Raw genomic sequence first — 20,827 nt, 5'->3', positions numbered from 1 at the left:
ATCGCCTTCCCGGCAGCTCACTGGGCCTTGGGCTAGGCGTTGGCCTTGATGGCCGCGGCCAGGACTCCGAGGCCGTCCAGCAGCAGCTCGTCGCTGATCACCAGCGGGGGCAGCAGCCGGATGACGTTGCCGTAGGTGCCGCAGGTGAGGATGATGACACCCTCCTTGAGGCAGGCTGCGGCGACGGCCTTGGTCAGCTCCGGGTTCGGCTCCTTGGAACCGGCCTGGACGAGTTCAATGGCCAGCATGGCGCCGCGGCCGCGGACGTCACCGATCACTGAACTGTCAGCAAGCTCGGCGGCGAGTTCGCGCAGCTTGCCGAGGGCGATCTCTTCAATGTGCTTGGCGCGGCCGTTGAGGTCGTACTGCTCCATCGAGCCGATCGACGCCAGCGCTGCTGCGCACGCCACCGGGTTGCCGCCGTAGGTGCCGCCGAGGCCGCCCGGGTGGACGGCGTCGAGGAGATCGGCGCGGCCCGTGATGGCGGAGAGCGGCATGCCGCCGGCGATGCCCTTGGCCATGGTGATGATGTCCGGGACAACACCTTCGTGGTTCACGGCGAACCATTCACCGGTGCGGCAGAAGCCGGACTGGACCTCATCGGCGATGAACACGATGCCCTTGGCCTTGGCCCAGTCCGCCAGCGCGGGCAGGAACCCGTCGGCGGGGACAATGAAGCCGCCTTCGCCCTGGATGGGTTCGATGATGATCGCGGCAACCTGCTCGCCGCCGATCTGCTTCTCGATCATGGTGATGACGCGCTTGGCGGCCTCGGCACCGGTGATCTCCGGGTTTTCCTCGCGGAACGGGTAGCTCATCGGCATGCGGTAGACCTCGGGCGCGAACGGGCCGAAGTTAGTCTTGTACGGCATGGCCTTGGCGGTCAGCGCCATGGTCAGGTTGGTGCGGCCGTGGTAGGCGTGGTCGAATGCGACGACGGCGTCCCGGCCGGTGGCCAGGCGGGCCACCTTGACGGCGTTTTCGACCGCCTCCGCGCCGGAGTTGAACAGCACCGTGCGCTTTTCGTGGTCGCCCGGGGTGAGGCGGTTCAGCTGCTCGGCAACGGCGACATAGCCCTCGTACGGCGTGACCATGAAGCAGGTGTGGGTGAAGTGCTCCACGGCTTCCTTCACGGCGCCGACGACGGCGGGGTCCGAGGCGCCGACGCTCGTCACGGCGATGCCGGAGCCGAGGTCAATGAAGGAGTTGCCGTCGACGTCGTGGATGATGCCGCCGTCGGCGTCGGCCACGAAGACCGGGACGCTGGACGCGACGCCGGCCGCGACGACCGCCTTGCGGCGCTCGGTCAAGGCAACGGACTTGGGGCCCGGGAAGTCGGCCTGGACGCGGCGCTTCTGCTCGAGCCGGTAGGTGATGTCATGTGCGGTGGTGGTCATGGGAAGGCCTTCCTAAGCGTGCGGTTGAGGCGCGCGAGTTATGCGTCAGGTTGAGTTATGCGGATCCGCGTTTATGCGTCTGCGTTATGCGTCGAGCGCACTCATGACGTGCTTGATGCGGGTGTAGTCCTCCACGCCGTACATGGACAGGTCCTTGCCGTAGCCGGACTGCTTGAAGCCACCGTGCGGCATTTCGGCGGTGAGGAGAATGTGGGTGTTGATCCAGACTGCGCCGAAATCGAGGTCGCGGCTCAGGCGCATGGCGGTTCCGTGGTTCGTCGTCCAGACGCTCGAGGCCAGGGCGTACTCGACGTCGTTGGCCAGTTCCACGGCCTCGTCCTCGGTGCTGAACTTCTGCACCGTGATGACCGGGCCGAACGTTTCCTTCTGGACGATGTCATCGGTCTGCTTGGCGCCGGTGACGATGGTGGGTTCGAAGAAGAAGCCCTTCTCGCCCGCACGGTGGCCGCCGGTCTCGATCTTGCAGTTCGCCGGCAGGTGCTCGACGACGGAGGTGACCGCGTTGAAGTGGTTGACGTTGTTCAGCGGGCCGAAGTAGTTGTCTTCGTCGTTCTGCGAGCCGGTGTGCAGGGTCTTGGTGTGCTCCACCATGGCGGCAACGACGTCGTCGTGCACCGAATCCTGGACGAGGACGCGCGTAATGGCCGTGCAGTCCTGGCCGGCGTTGAAGAAGGCGAACTCGGCGATCGCCGCGGCGCTCTTCTTGATGTCGGCGTCGGCGAACACGATCGCCGGGGCCTTCCCGCCGAGTTCCAGGTGGGCGCGCTTGAGTCCCTTGGCGGCACCCGAGGCGACAGCGATGCCGGCGCGGACGGAACCGGTGATGGAGACCAGGCCGGGGACCTTGTGCTCGACCATCATGGCGCCGGTTTCGCCGGTGCCCAGGACAACGTTCAGGACGCCGGCCGGGAAGATCTCACCGGCGAGCCGGGCCAGCACCAGGGTGGATTCGGGGGTGGTGTCCGAGGGCTTGAGGACGACGGTGTTGCCGGCGGCCAGGGCGGGCCCGATCTTCCAGATGGCCATGAGGAACGGGTAGTTCCAGGGGGCCACCTGCGCAACGACGCCGATCGGCTCGCGCCGCACGTAGGAGGTGTGGCCTTCGAAGTACTCGCCGGCGGACTTGCCTTCCATGATGCGGGCGGCGCCTGCGAAGAAGCGCAGCTGGTCGGCGCCCGCGGCCACTTCCTCGGAGGCGATCAGGGAGCGGACCTGGCCGGTGTTGCGGTGCTGGGCCTCCACGAGCTCGTCACTGTTGGCCTCGACGGCATCCGCGAGCTTGAGCAGCATGAGCTGCCGCTGCCCGGGCGTGGTGTGCTTCCAGGTCTTGAACGCGTTCTTGGCTGCCGTCATGGCAGCGTCGACGTCGGCCTGCACCGAGATCGGCGCCTGCGCCACCACGTCGCCGTTGGCGGGGTTCACGATGGGCAGCAATCCTGTGCCGGCGGGGGTGACGAACTCGCCGTTGATGAAGTTCTGCAAGGTTTGAACCACGGTGTACAACCTCTTTCTTACTGCCAATGACGGATGTGTGACTGGTCACGAGCCTATGCCAGCAGGCCAAGGCAGGGAATAGGCACCTGCACACCATCCCCGCAGAACTTTAGTGCGCTTGACCAGCACCCGGCTATCCTGAATCCATGGCCATTTCACTCGCAGCCCTACTGGGAGTTCCGTCCCTGCATCTCACCAAGGCCGGACTCGCCGAAACCACCTGGCACCAGGACATTCTTTGGGTGGCCGTCACCGAACAGGAGGATCCGCAGCGGTTCCTCAATGGCGGCGAACTGATCCTGACGACCGGGATGCGGCTCAAGAGTGCCGCGGAGCAGCGCCGGTTCGTGCGTCAGGTCCAGCGGGCGGGCGCGGTGGGCATCGGGTTCGGGGTGGGCCTGACGCACGACGCCGTTCCGCCGGCCCTGATCGCCGAAGCCAACCGGTGGGGGCTGCCGGTGGTGGAAGTGCCCTACGAGACACCGTTCATCGCGATCGGAAAGCTCGTGGCCGACGCCCAGTCCGCGGACCACCTGGTCAAGCTTGAGCGGCTCATCGCCGGGCACCAGATCCTGGCCCGCGCCCTGCTGACCGGCGGCGGCCTCGCCGAGCTCCTGAAACACCTGGGGTCGATGCTGCGCACCGAGATCGTCCTGACCCAGTTCACCGCCCAGCTGTACAACAGCGTTGCCGGCCACCCGGCGCCCAAGGCCGAGGGCTGGGCGTCCTATCCCATCCCCACGGGACGCCGCGACGCCTGCACCCTGTGGGTGAAGCAGCCGTTCGAGGACACGGGCATCGTGGGCTACGCCCAAAACCTGATCAGCGTTGAGCTCAACAACATGGTCAAGCAACGGCAGGCGCAGCGGGCGCTGGCGGGCCAGGTCCTCGACGACGTTATCCACGGGACGCTGGAGGCGTCCGAAGCCACCCGGCGCCTGGCCGGCGTCGGCATCAACAGCACCCGCAAGAACGTGGTCCTGCTCGCCGAATCGGCCGCCCACCAGAAACAGCTGGGAAGCTCGTCGCTGCCCCAGCCGCTGGCTGCGGCGGTCGGCTCCGTCGTCGGGAAGGACCTCGTGGTGGTGGTGGCCGACGACGGCAGCGGCGCGAGCGCCCTTGCCCGCAGCCTCAGCGACCACCTCGCCGAGGCCGGGATCCATGCCACGATCGGCATAGGCGGGGCGTACACCAAGCCCAACGGCCTGCGCTGGAGCTATTTCGAGGCCCGCGACGCGGCCAGCCACGGGCTGCCGGTCAACGAGCCCGAGCGGCTGAGCCTGACCTCGCTGCTGCTGGCCAGCGAGGACGTTCCGCTGGCGGACATGGCCAGCGAATCCCTGAACCCGCTGCGGGCCTTCGACGCGGCGCACGGCGCCGAACTCATGGCCACGCTGGAAAGCTACCTCGGCAACAACGGTTCGGTGGCGGCCGTCGCCGAGGAACTGACGCTGCACCGCAATACTGTCCGCTACCGGCTGGCGCAGATCACCGAACTCACCGGATACGACCCCGCGCAGACAGCGGACCGGGTGCAGCTCTGGCTCGCGCTCGCGGTGCAGCGGCTCAGCGCCCGGCACCCGCGCTGACCCGCAGCCCCGCAACCGACCACCGCCGCACACCAGCCGCACACCAGCCGCAACTCAAGCAACGCGGGGTCACATGCAGAGATATTCGCCACTAAAGGCTGAGTCACAAACATCAAACGTCTAACCTTTAGCTATGGCTAGCAGCACGGCGGTTTCCGCACTTTCCCAGACAGCTCCACCCGGCGCGGTCCGCCCGCGGGGCGTGATCGTCGCCGGCGTCGTGGCGCTCGTGCTCATCGGGCTCAACCTGCGCGCCGGCATCACCGGCGCCGCCGCGCTTTTCCACGACCTGCAGGCTGTCCTGGGCTACGGCCCGCTGATCGCAGCGCTGCTCCCCTCGATCCCCACGCTGTGCTTCGCGGTGGCCGGCGCTGCCACGTCCTGGCTCACCCGGCAGCTGGGGCTGGAAAAAGCCATCCTGCTCTCCCTCGTGATGCTGGCCGCCGGGCTGCTGCTCCGCGGCGTCCCGTCCACCGGGATGCTGCTGGCCGGCACCGTGGCGGGGATGTCCGGGCTGGCCATCTGCAACGTGGCCATGCCCTCTTTCATCCGCGTGCACTTCGCGGACCGCACGTCCCTCATGACCGCCGTCTACACGCTGACCATGACCACAGGCGCCACCGCCACCGCCGTGCTGATCGTTCCGGTGGCCCAGGCCCTGGGCTCGCCGTCGGCGGGCGTCGGCGCGATCGGATTCCTGGCCCTGGGGGCGTGCCTCGGCTTCCTCCCGATCGCTGTGCACGCCCACCGCAACGCGTCCGCGACCAAGGCTGCCCGGGTCTCGCCATGGCCCCTGCTGCGGACCCGCACGGGCGCCCTGATCACCCTCGGCTTCACGGTGCAGGCGCTCCTGGCCTATGCCGTGCTCAGCTGGTTCCCCTACATGCTGGCCACCATGGGCCTCACCGCCTCCGACAGCGGGCTCATGTTCGGACTCATGCAGCTCGTCTCCGTCCCCGCCGGCATGGTGCTGGTGGCCATCGGTTCACGCCCCCGGATGCTGCGGACGGCGTTCTACCTTGCCACCGTGACCATGGCCCTGGGCATCCTGGCCATGCTGGTCCTCCCCCCTGCCTGGTCTCCCCTGACCGCTGTGCTGGTGGGCTTCGGCCTCGGCATCTTCCCGCTGGTCATGGTGATGATCAGCCGCAGCGGCCGCAGCACGGCCGAGACCACCGCGCTGTCCACCGTGGCCCAGTCCGCCGGGTATCTGCTGGCGACGCTCGGCCCGTTCGGCATGGGCCTGTTGCACAGCGCCACCAATTCCTGGACGCTGCCGTTGGCCCTGCTGCTGGCCGTGGCCCTCGGCCAGATCGCGGTTGGCCACCTGCTCTCGGCCGGCCCGAAGGAGCTGCGGGCCAAGGAACTGCCAGCCAAAAAACTGCGGGCCACCGCCCCGCACCCCTCGGAAGGAACCCGGCCATGACACTCACAGCTTCGCACCGGCCACCGCTGGCGGAGGAAATCACTGCCAAGCTGCGGGCCCTGATCCACTCGGGCGAGTGGCCGCTGCAGCAGCGCATTCCGGCCGAACCTGAGCTGATGGCCGCCTTTGGGGTCTCCCGTGGCACCCTGCGTGAGGCCATCAAAGCGCTGGCCCACAGCGGAATGCTCGAGGTCCGCCGCGGGGACGGCACGTATGTCCGCGCCACGAGCGAGATCGCAGGCGCCACGCAGCGCATGTATGAGGACCACTCCCAGGAGCACATCCTCGAGGTCCGGGTCGGGCTGGACACCCAGGCGGCCCGGCTCGCTGCACGGCATGCGACGGCCGACGACCTCACCGCCCTGCGCGGATTGCTCACCGCCCGCCGTGCCGCCTGGCTCGCCGAGGACTACGCCGCGTGGGCACGGGCAGACTGGGACTTCCATGCGCGCGTGGCCGAGGCGTCCGCCAACCCGCTGCTGCATGAGCTGTATGTCAGTTTCGGCAGCGTATTCCACAACGACCTGCTCCGCCAGCAGCGTCGGGGAGGCTTCAACGGCCTGCCGCACGAGGGCCACGACGAACTCGTGGCCGCGATTGCCGCCCGCGACGAGGCGGCCGCCGTCGAAAGCGTCACCCGGAACCTGAATTCCTGCGCGGAATGGCTCCAGGAGTAACCCAAGACTTTCCCAAGGTGCGCGGAAGATGCTCTGTCTCAGTGGCGGCCGCCACCCGCGCACCGGCCTCGCGGCCAGGCGGGTTTCCGTCATCATCGGCGTCAGCGCCGAGTCCGGACCGCCGGCCCCTGCGCCCAGCAGCAGGGGCCGGCTCGGCCGAGAGACACCCGGTTCCACCGGCGCCCATTAGGGTCTTAGTGCCGTAGACCGGACTCCAGCCGCGGTCAACACTAAGAATGGCAGGACGCCGCACGAGGGTGCCCGCGACAAGTGCAGCTGCGCCCCAGTCCCGGGCCGGGGTGCCGGTCTCGTTGGATGACAGTCTCGCCGGTGTCGCAGTGTTGTGGTTTACCTCAGCAAGTACGTCGCGAGGAGGTCGATGGTGGGCAAGAAGAAGAAAAAGTCCAAGGGCTCCGACGCAGAGGATGAGCGCGCCGGGAAGAAGATGCCGCGCAAGAAGTACGAAGCGGAGATGGAGGTCCTGCAGGGTGAACTGGTCGCCATGCAGGAGTGGGTGAAGGCCACCGGAGCCAAAATCTGCATCGTCTTCGAAGGCCGCGACACGGCCGGCAAGGGCGGCACGATCAAACGCATCGTCGAGCGGGTGAGCCCCCGGGTATTCCGCGTGGTCGCGCTCCCCACACCGACCGAGCGGGAGAAGTCGCAGATGTACCTCCAGCGCTACATGTCGCACTTCCCGGCGGCGGGCGAGGTGGTCATCTTCGATCGCAGCTGGTACAACCGTGCGGGCGTCGAACGGGTGATGGGTTTCTGCACCCCGGAACAGACCCAGAGGTTCCTCGACATGACCCCGATGGTGGAGAAGGCGATGGTCGACTCCGGGATCATCCTGCTCAAGTACTGGCTCGAGGTCAGTGCGGACGAGCAGACCAGGCGGCTCGAGAGCCGCATGGATGATCCGCGCAAGACCTGGAAACTCTCTCCGATGGACCTGAAGTCCTACAAACGGTGGTACGACTATTCCCGGGCCCGGGACGCCATGTTCGAGGCGACCGACACCGCTTGGGCGCCGTGGTACATCGCGCACAATGACATCAAGAAGCGCGGCCGGCTCAACGTCATCAGCCATATTCTCAGCCAGGTGCCCTACGAGCCGTACCCGGGGCTTGACGTCGAGCTCCCCAAGCGCCAGAAGGCCGGCGATTACACCGAGCCGGCACTGTCCGTGCGGCACATCCCCACCCCGTTCTAAGCAGCGCCCCGGCGATGAGGAGGAAGTCATGAGCGACGATCCCGGAGCAGTAGCTGGGGTGGCCCCGGCGGAGGCTGACGCGAGCTGGTACGCGCTGGCACCGGCTGAAGTGGCGGCCGAGCTGAAGGTGGATCCAGTTGGCGGGTTAAGCACGGGAGAGGCGCAGCAGCGGCTGCAGGAGTACGGCCCGAACGCCCTGGCCGCCGCTAAGCAGGAGCCGGTATGGAAACGGTTCTTCAAGCACTATCAGGACTACATGCAGATCGTCCTTGTGGTCGCCGCCCTGGTCAGCTTGCTGATCGCGGAGTACGGAACCGCTATTGGGCTTGCCCTGCTGACGCTGTTCAACGCGTGGCTGGGGTACCACCAGGAGGGCAAGGCCGAAGAAGCCGCTGCCTCCCTGGGGGAGATGATGAAGGCTATGGCCAAGGTGCGCCGCGACGGTGACGTTGTGGAGCTCCCCGCCGAACAGATCGTCCCCGGCGACATCGTGGTGGTCGATGCCGGTGACCGCGTCCCCGCCGACGGCCGGATCATCCTGGCGGCAACCCTCCAGATCGAGGAGGGCGCCCTGACCGGGGAGAGCGTCGCCGTCGAGAAGGACACCGAGACCATCGGCCGGCACGACGTCGGCATCGGCGACCGCCTGAACATGGCATTCATGAACACGAACGTGACGCGGGGCCACGGCGAAATCCTCGTCACCACCACCGGCATGGGCTCGGAGGTCGGCCACATCGCCCACATGCTGTCCGGGCAGAAAGTGGAGAAGACCCCGCTCACCAAGCAGGTCGACCGGCTCACCATCTTCATCATTGTCGCGGCCCTCTTCGCGTTTATCGCCATCGTCGTGATGGGCCTGGCCTCCGGCGAGTCCTTCGCGGTGCTCTTCGGAATCGGTGTGGCGCTGGCTGTCGGCTCCATCCCGGATGCGCTGCCCGCCGTCGTCACCACCATCCTGTCGGTCGGGTCGGTCAATATGGCCAAGAAGAACGCCATCATGAAGGTCCTCCCTGCGGTCGAGACCCTGGGCTCCACCTCGGCCATCAACTCGGACAAGACCGGCACCCTGACCCTGAACCAGATGACGGTCCGCGAGATCACCACAGTGCAGCACCACTACACCGTCAGCGGTGAGGGCTACAGTTTCGACGGCCAGATCCAACGGACCACCGGGGACGCCGAACGGGACCTGGACTACGTGATGTTCTCCTGCGCGTTGTGCAACGACTCCGATATCAACGACGGCGAGGTGGTCGGGGACCCCACCGAGGCGGCGCTCTACGTGCTCGCGCAGAAAGGCGGCGTGGACGTCAGGGAATTCCGCCGGAACAACCCGCGCGTGGCGTCGGTACCGTTCGATTCCGACTACAAGTTCATGGCCACGTTCCACCGGATGCCGGGGGACGATGGCATGCCCGTGATCCGGGCCTACGTGAAGGGGGCACCCGACGTCCTCCTGAGCAGGTCCTCGTTCGGCCGGATGCCGGGCGGCCACGCCGAGCGCCTCACCGACGAAATGCGGGGCAAGGTGCTTGCCGAGAACGATCGCATCGCCAGCCAGGGCAGGCGGGTGCTCGCCCTGGCGCAGCGCGAGTTCGACCCGGCGACGTTCCAGCCTTCGGGCGACCTGATGGCGTTGATGCAGGATCTGGAGATTTCGGCGCTGATCGGCGAGGTTGACCCGCCGCGCGCCGAGGCGGTGGCTGCCATCGCCAAGGCAAAGCACGCCGGCATCCGGGTCCGGATGATCACCGGCGACCACGCCGTCACTGCTGCGGCGATCGCCGACGAACTGGGCATCAGGGGCCGCGCGGTGACCGGGGCCGAGTTCGCGGCGATGAGCGACGCGGAGGCCGACAGCCAGGTGGACGGGATCGGCGTGATCGCCCGTGTCGCCCCCGAACACAAGGTACGGCTGGTCGAGGTGCTCAAGCGCAAGGGCAACATCGTGGCCATGACCGGCGACGGCGTGAACGACGCGCCGGCCATCGCGGCCGCCGACATCGGGATCGCGATGGGCATCACCGGCACCGACGTCGCCAAGGGTGCGGCCAAGATGATCCTGGCCGACGACAACTTTGCCACCATCGTCGCGGCGGTCGAAGAGGGCCGGCTCGTGTACGACAACCTGCAGAAGTTCATCCGGATCCAGGTTGCCAACCTGTTTATGTTCATTCTGGCGTTCATCGGATCCTCGGCCTTCGCCATAGCCGGCACGGCCCTGCTCAGCCCCGCCCAGGTGCTGTGGATCCACATGGCGATCGTCGCCCCGATTGGGGCCGTGATGGGCCTGGATCTCGCGACGCCGGGCATCATGGACCGCAAACCACGGCCCTTCAACCAGCCGATCCTCGTCCGGTCGATGATGGTCCGCCTGTTCATCGTCGGGCTTTTCATGGCGGCCGCGACGCTGATCCTCGTGCAGATCGGCAAGACGACCTACGGTTCACTGGAGGTCGGCCAGACCATGGCAGTGGTGGGGCTGGGGCTGATGAACATCTTCGTGGCGCTCAATCTGCGTTACCCGACCGAGAGCGCCTTCGGGCCCGCCACGGTGTCCAACCCGAAGCTGCTCTGGGCGTTCGCGTGGGCCGTCCTCGGCTCGATGCTGATCACCCAGATGAAGGTGATGCAGGACCTGTTCGGCACGCTGCCGCTTACCGGCCAGCAGTGGCTGCTCTGCCTGGTGCCGGGCGTGGTGCTGCTGTTCCTCGGTGAAATCTTCAAGATCATCCTGCGGGCCCGGCAATCGAAGGGCCGGGCCGCAGTCTCGGCTCCCCCGGTTCCGGCGTGAGAGTGCTGTTCCGGCGAGAGTGCGACTGCCACTGTTGAGGGCCGGAACGCGATGTTCCGGCCCTCGACAGTGGCGCATACGGCTGTGCCAGGGCTAGCGGACGAGGCCCTTCAGGACGTTCTTGGGCCGCTGCATCTCGCCGTGCTTGGCGCCGAGCACGACCACCCAGCCGGCGAATACGGGGATGGTCCACTGCAGGATCTTCAGCTGCTGCTGCGCGGAACGGAGTTCCTCCGAGGCACCCGGCTTCGGCTCGGTGGCACCCTTGGCGCCCTCGGCGGCCAGCTTGTCCACCTTGGCTCCCTGCAGGCCCGCGTACAGGGTCACAGCGGCTCCGGCGAGGGTGACGACGGACTTGTAGACGCTCAGGCGCGTGACGCCGTCCTGTTTGGCCATCCGGCCCTTGTTCTCCCACATGATGGCGAGGCCCGAAAGAAAATGCGCCCCAAACGCCGCCGTCTGGTACGGCGCCCACTTCTTCCAGCCCAGGCTTGAGAGGCGGGTACGTTCCGCAGGGTCCTTGGCAACAGCCGTAGCACCGTTGAGCCCAATGGCGCCCATCAGGGAACCGCCGAACCAGGCGGCTGCCGTCAGGTCGTGAATGGATCGGGCAACAAGATTACCTGCCATGTTGAGCTTCCTATCATCTGTCTTCGAATCCGAATCGCAGGGGCAGCAAGGCTGCCGGTCCGCGGCATGTCCACGAGCGGGGCCATGACTCGGCTATGGTAAGCACACTTACCAAAAACGCGGTAGTCCACGCGGCTGCCACTTCGCCGCGCGTAGAATCGGCGGCATAGGCACACCGCCGCAGGCACGACACGGCACACCGGCGCAACACCGGCACACCGCCGTTCCACCGGACCAGATGAGGAATACCCGCATCACCATGGCAGAAGAAGAGTCCGGGATCGAAGCCGCTATCGGCGACGCCGTCGACACCGCGGAGGCGGCGTCGAACAGCACCGCGCTCGACGTCGTCGCACGTTCCGGATTCGCGGTGATGGCGCTGCTTCATATCGTGATCGGGGCCATCGCCGTCGCCCTGGTCCTGGGCGCGCCGGGCCAGGCCGAACCCACCGGCGCCATCGAACAACTCGCCGCCAACCCCTGGGGTCCGGCGGTGATGTGGGCGGCCTGCATCGCCTGCGCGGGCCTCGCGCTCTGGCAGCTGAGCGAGGCGACGCTCCGGGGCCGCCACCTGCCGCGCCGGGAGCAGCTGGGCAAACTCATTTCCTCCGGTTTCCTCGCCATAGCGTACGGGAGCGTCGGGCTGAGCTTCGCGGGCTTCGGGCTCGGCCAGCGCGGCGATTCGGGCGACTCGACCCGGGATTTCAGCACGGCCCTGATCCAGTCACCGCTGGGGGTTCCGGCCCTTGTCGGCCTCGGGCTCACCATCATGGGAATCGGCGTGTATTTCATCGTCAAGGGCTTCGGGAAGAAGTTCAAGGAGGAACTGCAGCACTTCGAGGGGACCCGCCGCGGCAGGGTCATCAGCGCCCTTGGCGTCACCGGGCACGTCTCGAAAGGGCTGGCGCTGATCCTGACCGGGCTGCTCTTCGTCGTGGCCGCGGCGACCAACAATCCCGGTTCCTCCACCGGCCTGGACGGCAGCCTCAAGGCGCTCCGGGACCACCCCTTCGGCCCATACCTGCTCCTGGCGATCGGGGCGGGCTTCATTGCCTACGGCGTGTTCGCGCTGGTCCGGGCGCGCTTCGGCCGGATGTAGCCGCCGCCCCGGATGGGGATTTCCTTGTTGGCATCCGCCCGCGGGACTATCGTGGAGCTACCCCGGGCCGGGCTGGGAGGGCCACCGCGGCAGGTCTCGCAGAGGTATGGCATGAGCTACGTTCCGGTGAGCAGGCGCACCCTCCGACGGCACCGTGAATCTGAGCGGTCCACGCGGCGGCTTGTGGCCGGCCTGTCCGCCGCGGCCGCCGCGGCCTGGCTGCTCTCGGTCACGTTGTCCACCGCGGTCCATGTCGACACCTATGTCCACCATATCGCCGTCGTGCTGCACGTGCTGTCGATGGTCGTGGCCTTTGGCGCCGTCGTCCTGATGGACTGGCACGGCTTCCTGTGGCTGATCGGCAGACGCGACCTGGCCGAAACCATCAGGCTCGACGGCGCGGCGACACCGCTGATCTGGGGCGGTCTGGCCGGCATGCTGGCCACGGGCGCGTTCCTGAACCCGCACCTGAGCAACCCGATGACGGACCTCAAGCTCGCCGCCGTCCTTGTGCTCAGCCTGAACGGGATAATGCTCATTCCGCTCATGAGGCGGCTGGCCAGGCTGACGCCCGACGCCTCGTTCAGGGACCTGACCGCCGGCCAACGGGTCCATCTGCTGCTGTGCCTGGTGATCTCGCAGCTGTGCTGGTGGACGGCGATTGTCATCGGGTTCATTAACGCCGAGTTCTGAGGTGCCGCCGGGCCGCGCCCTAGCCGGCGGCCTTCCGCAGCGGCACCACGTCGCCTTCCTGGTACAGCAGGGCGCGGATCTCGGACTCGGCGGAATCCAGCCGCCTCGGGTCGATAGTTTCCCCGGCCGCGAAGTGGTCCAGCAGCCGGGGATCCACGTAGCTTTTCCGGGCGATCGACGGTGTGTTGCCCAGGACCGCGGCCGCGTCCTGCATGGCCTGGCTCACCGCGCTCTTCCGGGCAGAGACCTTCGCCTGGGGGCCGCTCTGCGCCAGGCTGACCGCTGCCGCCGCCGTCCCCCGCAGGGTGCGGAAATCCTTTGCGGTGAAGTCCTCCCCCGTGCGCTCCTTGACGTACTCGTTGATGTCCGCGCTCGACACCGGATGCCAGCTGCGGCCGTCCTTGTAGGCCAGCAGGCGGGCGTTGCCGCCGCGGCGCTTGAGCTGGCGCACGACGGCGGCGAGGTCGGCGTCGTCAATCCGCGACTCCCAGGTCTTGCCGCTCTTGGCCGGGAAGCTGAGCCGGAGTTCATCCTTGCGCACCTTGACGTGGGCGCAGAGCAGGGTGGCGAGGCCGTGGCTGCCGTTTTCGTTGGTGTAGCGCTCCGAGCCGACGCGCAATGATCCGCTGTCGAGCATCCGAAAGGCGGCCGCCAGCACCCGTTCCCGCGTCAGCCCTTCGGAGCGCAGGTCCATGGTCACCAGGCGGCGTGCGGCCGGCAGGGTCTCAGCCAGCTGGAGCGAACGGTCGAACTTCAGCCGGTCCTTCCGTTCCCGCCAGCTCGGATGGTAGATGTACTGCCGGCGGCCCACCGCGTCGACGCCCGTGGCCTGGATATGTCCGTTGTCGTACGGGGCAATCCAGACGTCGGTCCAGGCCGGCGGGATCCCGATGCCCTCGAGCCGTTCCCGCACGGGGCCCGGCGGCAGGGTGGAACCGTCCAGGTCCTTGTAACTGAACCCAGTCCCTGCGGGGACCCTGCGGTATCCGCGGCCGGACGCGTTGCTGTGGCGGAGCCTCATTGGCCGGCCCCGGGCGAGTGTTCATCCATGACGGTAAGCCTACTGACTACCACCCGGGTTTCCACGCCCTTGGAGGCCATGAAAACGACGCGGGGCCACTTCGCGACCCTCTTCCTGTCTGGAATGGGCGCGAAGTCACCCCGCGTTGCTCTGAGTCGTTGCTCTGCGTCGTTGCTCTGCGTCGAGGCTAGACCTCGACGGCGGCGCCGCGGGAGATCTCCACCATGTCCTCGCGGGGCACCACCTTGATGCGCTCGCGCTGAACGGCGACGCCGTGCGACCCGCCGGCAGCGGTGGCCTTTTCACCGAGGGCGCGCTCGTGCTCGTCCAGGGCCAGCCAGCCTTCCCAGCTCGTGTACGCGACGCCGCGGCCCGCCAGGAGCTCGACGATCGCCTCGGGGGCGGGCGCCGCGGCCAGCGGCAGGTTTTCGCGGTCCTCAAGCAGGTAGGTCACGGTTTCGAGGGCGTCACCCTTGGTGTGGCCGATCAGTCCCACCGGGCCGCGCTTGATCCAGCCTGTCGCGTAGATCCCCGGCACGTGGGTGCCGGCGGCGTCCAGGACCCGGCCGCCGTCGTTCGGGACGACTCCCTTGCTGTGGTCGAACTCGACCTCGGGGAGGGCGGAGCCGAAGTAGCCGATGGCGCGGTACACGGCCTGGACCGGGTACTCGACAAACTCGCCCGTGCCGCGGGCGTTGCCGGTGCCGTCCAGTTCGGTGCGCTCGAACTTGATCCCGGCGACGCGGCCGGGCGCGTCGGCGCCGTCTATGGTTTCTGCGTAGATCTCGACGGGGCTGTGCAGGAAGTGCAGGTGCAGCCGGCGGGACGCGGTGAGCTCGGAGAGGTCCTCGGGCTGTTCGGCGATCCAGTTGGTGAGCGTGCCCACCATGGTCTTCGTCTGGTTGTTGCTCTGGATCTGCCGGTCCGATTCGGCGTCGAACTCGAAGTCCTCGGCGTAGAGGATGATGTCCACGTCCTTGGAGTGGGAGAGTTCGCGCAGTTCCAGGGGCGTGAACTTGACCTGGGCGGGTCCGCGCCGGCCGAACACGTGCACGTCCGTGACCGGCGAGGACTTCAGCCCGGCGTAGACGTTGTCCGGGATTTCGGAGACCAGGAGGTCGTCGGCGTGCTTGGAGAGCATGCGGGCCACGTCGAGGGCCACGTTGCCGTTGCCGATCACGGCGATTTCCTTGGCCTCCAGCGGCCATTCGCGGGACACGTCGGGGTGCCCGTCGTACCAGGACACGAAGTCGGCGCCGCCGTAGGAGCCCTCGAGCTCGATGCCGGGGATGTTGAGGTCAGCATCCTTGATGGCGCCGGTGGCGAAGATGACGGCGTCGTAGTGGGTGCGGAGGTCATCCATGGACAAGTCCGTGCCGTAGTCCACGTTGCCGAAGAACCGGATGTCGCCGCGGTCCAGGACCTTGTGCAGGGCGTTGACGATGCCCTTGATGCGGGGGTGGTCGGGGGCCACGCCGTAGCGGATCAGACCGTAGGGTGCCGGGTAGCGGTCGAAGAGGTCGATGCTGACGGTGAGCTCGCCGCTCTTGACGGCCTCGCTCTTGGTCAGGATGTCCGCGGCGTAGACGCCGGCGGGACCGGAGCCGACGACGGCGACGCGCAGCGGGCGGGCGGCGGTTCCTACGGGGGTGCTAGTTGACACGGCTGTGTTCCTTTTTTCTTCTGCATCCGTTGCTCCACAAACGCCCTTTTGGGGCTTGATAACGGCAGTTGTGGAGCAATCGACGGGTGTTAGGGGGTCAGTACGCGGGTCTTGGTGGTGCGGGGAGCGTTCGGGGAGGTGGTGCTGTAGTCCGCGGTCTTGAAGTGCGACGGCGCGAACGGGCTGACGCGGACCACGTCGCCGATCACGATCACGGCGGGATTCGCTACGCCTGCGGCCTCCGCCTGGTCCGCGATGGTCCCGAGGGTTCCGATGGTCACCCGCTGGTTTGGCAGGTATCCATTCTCTACGATGCCAACAGGCGTCTGAAGAGGCAAACCGGCGCGGCCCAGGGAGGCTGCGGAATCGCGCAGCTGGCCCACACCCATGAGCAGGATCACAGTGTGGTCGGCACGGGCCGGCACTTCCGAGAGTTCCTCATGGCCGGTGACCACACTGAAGCCTTTGGCCAGCCCGCGGTGCGTGACCGGGATGCCGGCGGCGGCGGGCACGGAAATCGCCGACGTGACGCCGGAAACCACTTCGACCTCGACGCCGTGCTGCCGGCAGAATTCGGCTTCCTCGCCGCCGCGGCCCAGCACGTAGGGGTCGCCGCCCTTGAGCCGGACCACGCGGTGGCCCTGCAGGGCTTCCTCGACCAGGATCCGGTTGATTTCGGACTGCGGCACCGGGTGGTGGCCGGGGGTCTTGCCGACCTCCACCACGCGGACGTCGGGGGCCAGTTCGGCCAGGAGTTCACGCGGGCCGAGCCGGTCCGCCACCACGACGTCGGCCTGGCCAAGGAGCCGGCGGCCGCGGACGGTGATGAGTCCGGTGTCGCCGGGACCGCCGCCCACGAGGGCCACGGATCCCGGAGTTGCCCCCGTGCCGGGAACCCGGTGCCGGCGCAGCGGCAGGTCTCCGGTGGCCAGGGCCGTGGCGACGGCGTCGCGCAGGGCCATGGCGCGGCGCGGGTCTCCGCCGGCGTTGACGGCGATCTTGACGTCGTCCACCACGGCGACGGCGGGCGTCCAGGCGGCGGAGGCTTCGTGGTCGGAGGCGTTGACGCACCAGATGCGCTGCGCCTCGGCGTCGGCGGAGACCTGGGCGTCCACGGCGGCGTCGCCGGTGGCGGTCTGGACGAACCACACGCCGTCGACGTCGGACGCACGGTACGGGCGGGGCTCCCAGTTCAGGAGGCCGGCGCCGGCAAGTTCGGCGAGCGCCGGGCAGGCGGCCGGGGCCACGACGGTGACGCGGGCTCCGGCGTCGAGCAGCCCCTTGGTGCGCCGGGCGGCCACCGGTCCGGCGCCGACCACCAGCACGGGACGGCCGAGGAGGCGCAGCGCCGTGGGGTAAATGTCCTGAATTGCCATGCATCGACGATAGGGCGGCGTCACATAGCGGAACAACGGTGCGGCAACACCAGTTCACGCAAGGTAACGCCGCGTCACATAATGGCAATCGCCGCTCCTGATCTGCGGCGGCCGGGGGCACCCCTATTTCACGGCGATGAGTTCGATCAGCTTGATGTCGGGATCCTTGGCGAGCAGGGCCGGACCGTGTTCGCCGAGGGCGGCGGGGATGGCGCCGCTGAGGTGGGCCTGACGGTCCTCCTCGGTATCGAAGGTGTCGAAGATACCGAAGGTGTTCTCGTTGACCCGGAAGGCATACCAGGTGCGCGTTCCGGGCTCGTTGAGCACGATTTCGCGCCCTCCGTTCAGGAAGTCCCAGACGTCCTGTTCCTTCCCCGCTTTGGCTTCGACCAGGGCCAGCACGCCAAATTTTGCTGCCACAGCGACCTCCTAGGAATCGGGCTTGCATCAGCCGTGGAAGGGGCCGCAATCCGGCCTCTAGGCGTGAGTGTAGGCCCGTGCCTGTACCCGGGCAAGGAGCCATCGAAAAAGGAACGCGGGGTTACTTACGGCCCATAAACCAATGGAAATATGGGCCGTAAGTAACCGCGCGTTGCTTTGGAGGGGCTGGGGGCTGGCCTAGCGGGTGCTGCCGGCCAGGAGGCCGCGGCGGCGGAGCAGCCGCTTTTCAACCGGCGCGAACACGAGCAGCTCGATCAGGATTCCGACGGCGAGGATCAGCAGGATGGCGGACATGACGATGGTCATGTCGGACAGGACGCGGCCCTGGTCCAGCATGGAGCCCAGACCGAAGCCGATGGTGCCGCCGACGGCGATGATTTCCGCCGCCATGAGCGAGCGCCAGGAGAACGCCCAGCCCTGCTTGAGGCCGCCGAGGTACCCGGGCAGGGCCGCCGGCAGGATGATCTGCAGGGCCAGCTGGAGACGGGACGCACCCAGGACCTTCCCGACGCTGCGGTACTGCGGCGGAATCTGGTCCACACCGGAGATCAGGCCGTTGATGATCGAGGGAATCGCACCCATGAACACCACGAAATACACGGTGGCATCCGTGATCCCAAACCAGAGAATAGCGGCCGGCACCCAGGCCACCGACGGCAGGACCTGCAGCCCGGAGATCAGCGGCCCGAAAGCGCGCCGCAGCGGTGCCACCTGGGCCAGCACCAGACCCACCGGCGTCGCGATCACCACGCTGATCAGGAAGCCCACGACGCCGCGCTGCAGCGAGGTCCAGACGGCCTCTTGAAGCTTGCCCTCGCCCCACAGGATTCCGACCTGGCCGATGACATCCAGGGGGCCGGGCACGACGTCGCGCCGCTTGAAGCCGAGGGAGACGTACAACTGCCAGAGGATGATCAGCACCGCGAGCGCGGCCACCGGCAGCAGGATCCGGCTCCAGTCGATGCGGACCTTGCGGATGGAGTCAGACTGCAGGGAGTCGAGGCCCGCTTCGAGCTCGCGGAGATCTTCCTTGCCGGTGGAGGAACGGGTCAGGGCGGCGTGGACCTTGCGGGCCTCGGCCGGTGCTTCCGCCACGGGAAGCTGGTTACTTGGCATGGCGGCGGATCTCCTCGCGTAGCCGGGTGGTGATTTCGCCGGTGAGCTGGCCGGCCAGCCCGGCGTCGGTGCGGTGCTCTTCGCTGACGTGCCATTCCCGCACCACGCGGCCGGGCCGGGAGGAGAGCAGCAGGACTCGCTGGCCAAGCCGGACGGCCTCGCGGACGTTGTGGGTGACAAAGACGATGGTCCGGCCGGTTTCCTTCCAGATCCGTTCCAGCTCGTCATGGAGCAGGTCCCGCGTAATCGCGTCCAGGGCCGCGAACGGCTCGTCCATGAGCAGCAGTTGGCGGTCCTGGGCCAGCGACCGGGCCAGGGAGACGCGCTGGCGCATCCCGCCGGAGAGTTCGTGGGGCCGTTTGTCCCCCGCACCGCCCAGGTGCACCAGGTCCAGCAGCTCCCCCGCCCGGACCCGGCGGTCGGATTTCCCGACGCCGCGCAGCTTTAGGGCCAGCTCGATGTTCTCCCGCGCGGTCAGCCAGGGAAACAGTGCCGCGTCCTGGAACATGAAGGCGGCGCCGTCGCTGGGCACTTCCAGGGCGCCCGACGTCGGGGCCTCCAGTCCCGCCATGATGTTGAGCAGGGTGGACTTGCCGCAGCCGGAGGCACCGAGCAGGGCGACGAACTCGCCCTGCCCGATGGTGGCGTTGACGTCGTCCAGCACCGGGGCGCCGGCGCCGAAGCGCTTGCCCAGGTGTTCCAGTACGACTGGCATGGTCTGGTCCTTACTGTTGTGGCGGATGTCTGGGGGCCCGGGCGCTAGTCCTTGCCGAGCCCCTCGGCGGAGATCTTCTTGCCGGCCGCACTCTCGCTCAGAACGCTGTTGAGCGCCGTGAGGTCGAAGATGCCGTTGATGTCGGCCTGCTTGGTGGTGCCGGCGTCGACGCCGTCCTGGAGCAGTTTCCTGTACGTCCCTGCGAGCGGGTCGGTGGTGAAGACGATGTTCTTCAGGGACCGGTCGATGACGTCGGCCGGCAACGCCTTGCCGGCGGCTGCCTTGAGTCCGTCGTTGAGGACGGTGGCTTTCTCCGCGGCGGGCGCCGCGTTGAGCCAGTCCACGGATTCGACATGGCCCTTCAGCAGCGCCTGCACCGTGGCAGGGTGCTCGGCCGCGAACGTCTTGTTCACGATCAGGACGGTGGTGACGAACTCGCCCTTCTCCCACAGGTCCTTCTCGTCGACCAGGACCTTTGCGCCGGCCTGGAGCACCAGGCGGGAGGCCCAGGGCTCCGGCAGCCAGGCGCCGTCGAGCTTGCCGTCCTGGAACAGCTTGAGGGTCTGGGCGTTCTCGGTCGGGTTGATCGAGACGTCGCCGCTGCCGTCCGTGGAGGTCTTGAACCCCTGCTTGCCGAGCCAGGCGCGGAGGGCCACGTCCTGGGTGCCGCCGAGCTGCGGCGACGCGAGCGTCTTGCCCTTGAGGTCGGCCGCCGAGTTGATGCCGGGCTTGACCACCAGCTGCGCTCCGCCGGCCGCGGCGCCGGCGATGATGCTGATGGACTGGCCGTTGCTCTTGACATAGGAGTTGATGGCCGGGTTGGGGCCGATGTAGGTGGCGTCGATGGCGCCGGCGTTCAGGGCCTCGATCGCGGCCGGGCCGGCGTTGAACACCTGCGTGCTGAGCTTGGTCGCCCCGAGGTCCTTGGCGATGAACCCCTTGTTGACACCCACCAGGGCCGGGGCGTGGGTGATGTTGCCAAAGTAGCCGAGCCTGAGTTCCGTGGCCGGGCCGGCGTCCGCCGTTGCCGCTGCGGGGGCGGTTTCGGGGCTGCGGGACAGCGAGGATGCAACGGCAGCGCCGGCGCCGATCAGGAGCACGAGGCCCGCGACCAGGGCGATCTCCAGGGTGCGCTTGCGTTTGGGTTTGCCGGTCTCGCCGGCGACGATCCGGGTGGTGCCGGGCCCGGGGTTTTCGGGGGTGTGTGACATGGGTGAAGTCCTGTTCTGGGGTGTGTGCGGAAGGGCCGGGCGGATGGTCAGCGCCGGCGACATCGCCCCTGGAAGTCCCTGCGGGGGAGGCCGGGGAACCGTTCCTGTGTCTTCATTCATTCACCATAGGGAGTGTCATATTCGGGGTTCAACGGCCCGGAAACCGGGGGTCACGCGGGTTCACGCAGCGTCACATTCGGCCCCAAAAGACGGCAGCTTGTTTCCCGGACCGCCGCCCAGGGCGACCG

General features: G+C 67.8%; 17 protein-coding genes. 7 read left to right on the top strand and 10 right to left on the bottom strand.

Annotated elements, in window-relative coordinates; all coding sequences use genetic code 11:
• Window positions 1-32: 32 nt before the first annotated feature.
• Together gabT and ARTB_RS19525 are read right to left on the bottom strand one after the other, a co-directional pair.
• Complete coding sequence (gene gabT / locus ARTB_RS19530) at window positions 33-1,397, bottom strand: 4-aminobutyrate--2-oxoglutarate transaminase (RefSeq protein WP_243181982.1); 1,365 nt, start codon at window positions 1,395-1,397, stop codon at window positions 33-35.
• An 84-nt stretch (window positions 1,398-1,481) separates the two neighbouring features.
• Complete coding sequence (locus ARTB_RS19525; protein ID WP_028276687.1) at window positions 1,482-2,912, bottom strand: gamma-aminobutyraldehyde dehydrogenase; 1,431 nt, start codon at window positions 2,910-2,912, stop codon at window positions 1,482-1,484.
• 146 nt (window positions 2,913-3,058) lie between these two features.
• Here ARTB_RS19525 and ARTB_RS19520 point away from each other — a divergent pair, with 146 nt between their 5' ends.
• The 5 genes from ARTB_RS19520 to ARTB_RS19500 all read left to right on the top strand — a co-directional run bounded on the left by ARTB_RS19520 (window position 3,059) and on the right by ARTB_RS19500 (window position 10,614).
• Entirely contained in the window at window positions 3,059-4,501 is a 1,443-nt protein-coding gene (locus ARTB_RS19520; RefSeq protein WP_028276686.1) for a PucR family transcriptional regulator, read from the top strand.
• Between the two features lie 133 nt (window positions 4,502-4,634).
• On the top strand, window positions 4,635-5,927 hold the full coding sequence (locus tag ARTB_RS19515) for an MFS transporter (RefSeq protein WP_243181981.1): 1,293 nt from the start codon (window positions 4,635-4,637) through the stop codon (window positions 5,925-5,927).
• Window positions 5,924-6,604, top strand: coding sequence for a FadR/GntR family transcriptional regulator (locus tag ARTB_RS19510; protein ID WP_028276684.1), 681 nt, complete (start codon window positions 5,924-5,926; stop codon window positions 6,602-6,604). Before ARTB_RS19515 ends, ARTB_RS19510 begins: the two co-directional genes overlap by 4 nt.
• A gap of 343 nt (window positions 6,605-6,947) precedes the next feature.
• Window positions 6,948-7,817 carry a polyphosphate kinase 2 gene (gene ppk2 / locus ARTB_RS19505; protein ID WP_243181980.1) on the top strand — a complete coding sequence of 290 codons (870 nt, stop codon included), beginning with the start codon at window positions 6,948-6,950 and terminating at the stop codon, window positions 7,815-7,817.
• A gap of 28 nt (window positions 7,818-7,845) precedes the next feature.
• A complete protein-coding gene (locus ARTB_RS19500) occupies window positions 7,846-10,614 on the top strand; it encodes a cation-translocating P-type ATPase (RefSeq protein ID WP_243181979.1) in 2,769 nt (922 codons plus the stop codon).
• Between the two features lie 93 nt (window positions 10,615-10,707).
• On the opposite strand, the gene ARTB_RS19495 is transcribed toward ARTB_RS19500, so the two are convergent.
• Window positions 10,708-11,244 carry a hypothetical protein gene (locus tag ARTB_RS19495; protein ID WP_028276681.1) on the bottom strand — a complete coding sequence of 179 codons (537 nt, stop codon included), beginning with the start codon at window positions 11,242-11,244 and terminating at the stop codon, window positions 10,708-10,710.
• 259 nt (window positions 11,245-11,503) lie between these two features.
• Between ARTB_RS19495 and ARTB_RS19490 the strand changes: the two genes are divergently transcribed.
• Window positions 11,504-12,343, top strand: a complete 840-nt coding sequence (locus ARTB_RS19490; RefSeq protein ID WP_243182008.1) for a DUF1206 domain-containing protein — start codon at window positions 11,504-11,506, stop codon at window positions 12,341-12,343.
• Between the two features lie 111 nt (window positions 12,344-12,454).
• Window positions 12,455-13,036 carry a hypothetical protein gene (locus ARTB_RS19485; protein WP_243181978.1) on the top strand — a complete coding sequence of 194 codons (582 nt, stop codon included), beginning with the start codon at window positions 12,455-12,457 and terminating at the stop codon, window positions 13,034-13,036.
• A gap of 19 nt (window positions 13,037-13,055) precedes the next feature.
• Here the strand turns inward: ARTB_RS19485 and ARTB_RS19480 are convergent, their stop codons facing one another.
• The 7 genes from ARTB_RS19480 to ARTB_RS19450 all read right to left on the bottom strand — a co-directional run bounded on the left by ARTB_RS19480 (window position 13,056) and on the right by ARTB_RS19450 (window position 20,579).
• A complete protein-coding gene (locus tag ARTB_RS19480; protein ID WP_243181977.1) occupies window positions 13,056-14,057 on the bottom strand; it encodes a DNA topoisomerase IB in 1,002 nt (333 codons plus the stop codon).
• A gap of 187 nt (window positions 14,058-14,244) precedes the next feature.
• Window positions 14,245-15,720: an FAD-dependent oxidoreductase gene (locus tag ARTB_RS19475; protein WP_243181976.1), complete on the bottom strand. Its 1,476-nt coding sequence runs from the start codon at window positions 15,718-15,720 to the stop codon at window positions 14,245-14,247.
• Window positions 15,721-15,809: 89 nt separating this feature from the next.
• Window positions 15,810-17,096, bottom strand: coding sequence for a uroporphyrinogen-III C-methyltransferase (gene cobA, locus ARTB_RS19470; RefSeq protein WP_243181975.1), 1,287 nt, complete (start codon window positions 17,094-17,096; stop codon window positions 15,810-15,812).
• A 123-nt stretch (window positions 17,097-17,219) separates the two neighbouring features.
• Window positions 17,220-17,516, bottom strand: a complete 297-nt coding sequence (locus ARTB_RS19465) for a putative quinol monooxygenase (RefSeq protein ID WP_223913715.1) — start codon at window positions 17,514-17,516, stop codon at window positions 17,220-17,222.
• Between the two features lie 198 nt (window positions 17,517-17,714).
• Window positions 17,715-18,653: an ABC transporter permease gene (locus ARTB_RS19460; protein WP_243181974.1), complete on the bottom strand. Its 939-nt coding sequence runs from the start codon at window positions 18,651-18,653 to the stop codon at window positions 17,715-17,717.
• Complete coding sequence (locus tag ARTB_RS19455) at window positions 18,643-19,368, bottom strand: ABC transporter ATP-binding protein (RefSeq protein WP_243181973.1); 726 nt, start codon at window positions 19,366-19,368, stop codon at window positions 18,643-18,645. The genes ARTB_RS19460 and ARTB_RS19455 overlap by 11 nt, the downstream gene beginning before the upstream one ends.
• Window positions 19,369-19,412: 44 nt before the next feature.
• Window positions 19,413-20,579, bottom strand: a complete 1,167-nt coding sequence (locus tag ARTB_RS19450) for an ABC transporter substrate-binding protein (RefSeq protein ID WP_243181972.1) — start codon at window positions 20,577-20,579, stop codon at window positions 19,413-19,415.
• Window positions 20,580-20,827 lie beyond the last annotated feature (248 nt).

The organism is Arthrobacter humicola (assembly GCF_022803015.1).
In the GTDB taxonomy this organism is placed as follows: Bacteria; Actinomycetota; Actinomycetes; order Actinomycetales; family Micrococcaceae; genus Arthrobacter; species Arthrobacter humicola_A.
The sequence above is the reverse complement of the archived record's forward strand: the minus strand, read 5'-3'. Positions and strand labels throughout refer to the sequence as shown.

Bases quoted from the DNA above. Each gene is read 5' to 3' on its own strand.
- gabT (WP_243181982.1), bottom strand. From the start codon at position 1,397: ATGACCACCACCGCACATGACATCACCTACCGGCTCGAGCAGAAGCGC.
- ARTB_RS19520 (WP_028276686.1), top strand. From the start codon at position 3,059: ATGGCCATTTCACTCGCAGCCCTACTGGGAGTTCCGTCCCTGCATCTC.
- ARTB_RS19515 (WP_243181981.1), top strand. From the start codon at position 4,635: ATGGCTAGCAGCACGGCGGTTTCCGCACTTTCCCAGACAGCTCCACCC.
- ARTB_RS19510 (WP_028276684.1), top strand. From the start codon at position 5,924: ATGACACTCACAGCTTCGCACCGGCCACCGCTGGCGGAGGAAATCACT.
- ARTB_RS19500 (WP_243181979.1), top strand. From the start codon at position 7,846: ATGAGCGACGATCCCGGAGCAGTAGCTGGGGTGGCCCCGGCGGAGGCT.
- ARTB_RS19495 (WP_028276681.1), bottom strand. From the start codon at position 11,244: ATGGCAGGTAATCTTGTTGCCCGATCCATTCACGACCTGACGGCAGCC.
- ARTB_RS19490 (WP_243182008.1), top strand. From the start codon at position 11,504: ATGGCAGAAGAAGAGTCCGGGATCGAAGCCGCTATCGGCGACGCCGTC.
- ARTB_RS19485 (WP_243181978.1), top strand. From the start codon at position 12,455: ATGAGCTACGTTCCGGTGAGCAGGCGCACCCTCCGACGGCACCGTGAA.
- ARTB_RS19480 (WP_243181977.1), bottom strand. From the start codon at position 14,057: ATGAGGCTCCGCCACAGCAACGCGTCCGGCCGCGGATACCGCAGGGTC.
- cobA (WP_243181975.1), bottom strand. From the start codon at position 17,096: ATGGCAATTCAGGACATTTACCCCACGGCGCTGCGCCTCCTCGGCCGT.
- ARTB_RS19460 (WP_243181974.1), bottom strand. From the start codon at position 18,653: ATGCCAAGTAACCAGCTTCCCGTGGCGGAAGCACCGGCCGAGGCCCGC.
- ARTB_RS19455 (WP_243181973.1), bottom strand. From the start codon at position 19,368: ATGCCAGTCGTACTGGAACACCTGGGCAAGCGCTTCGGCGCCGGCGCC.
- ARTB_RS19450 (WP_243181972.1), bottom strand. From the start codon at position 20,579: ATGTCACACACCCCCGAAAACCCCGGGCCCGGCACCACCCGGATCGTC.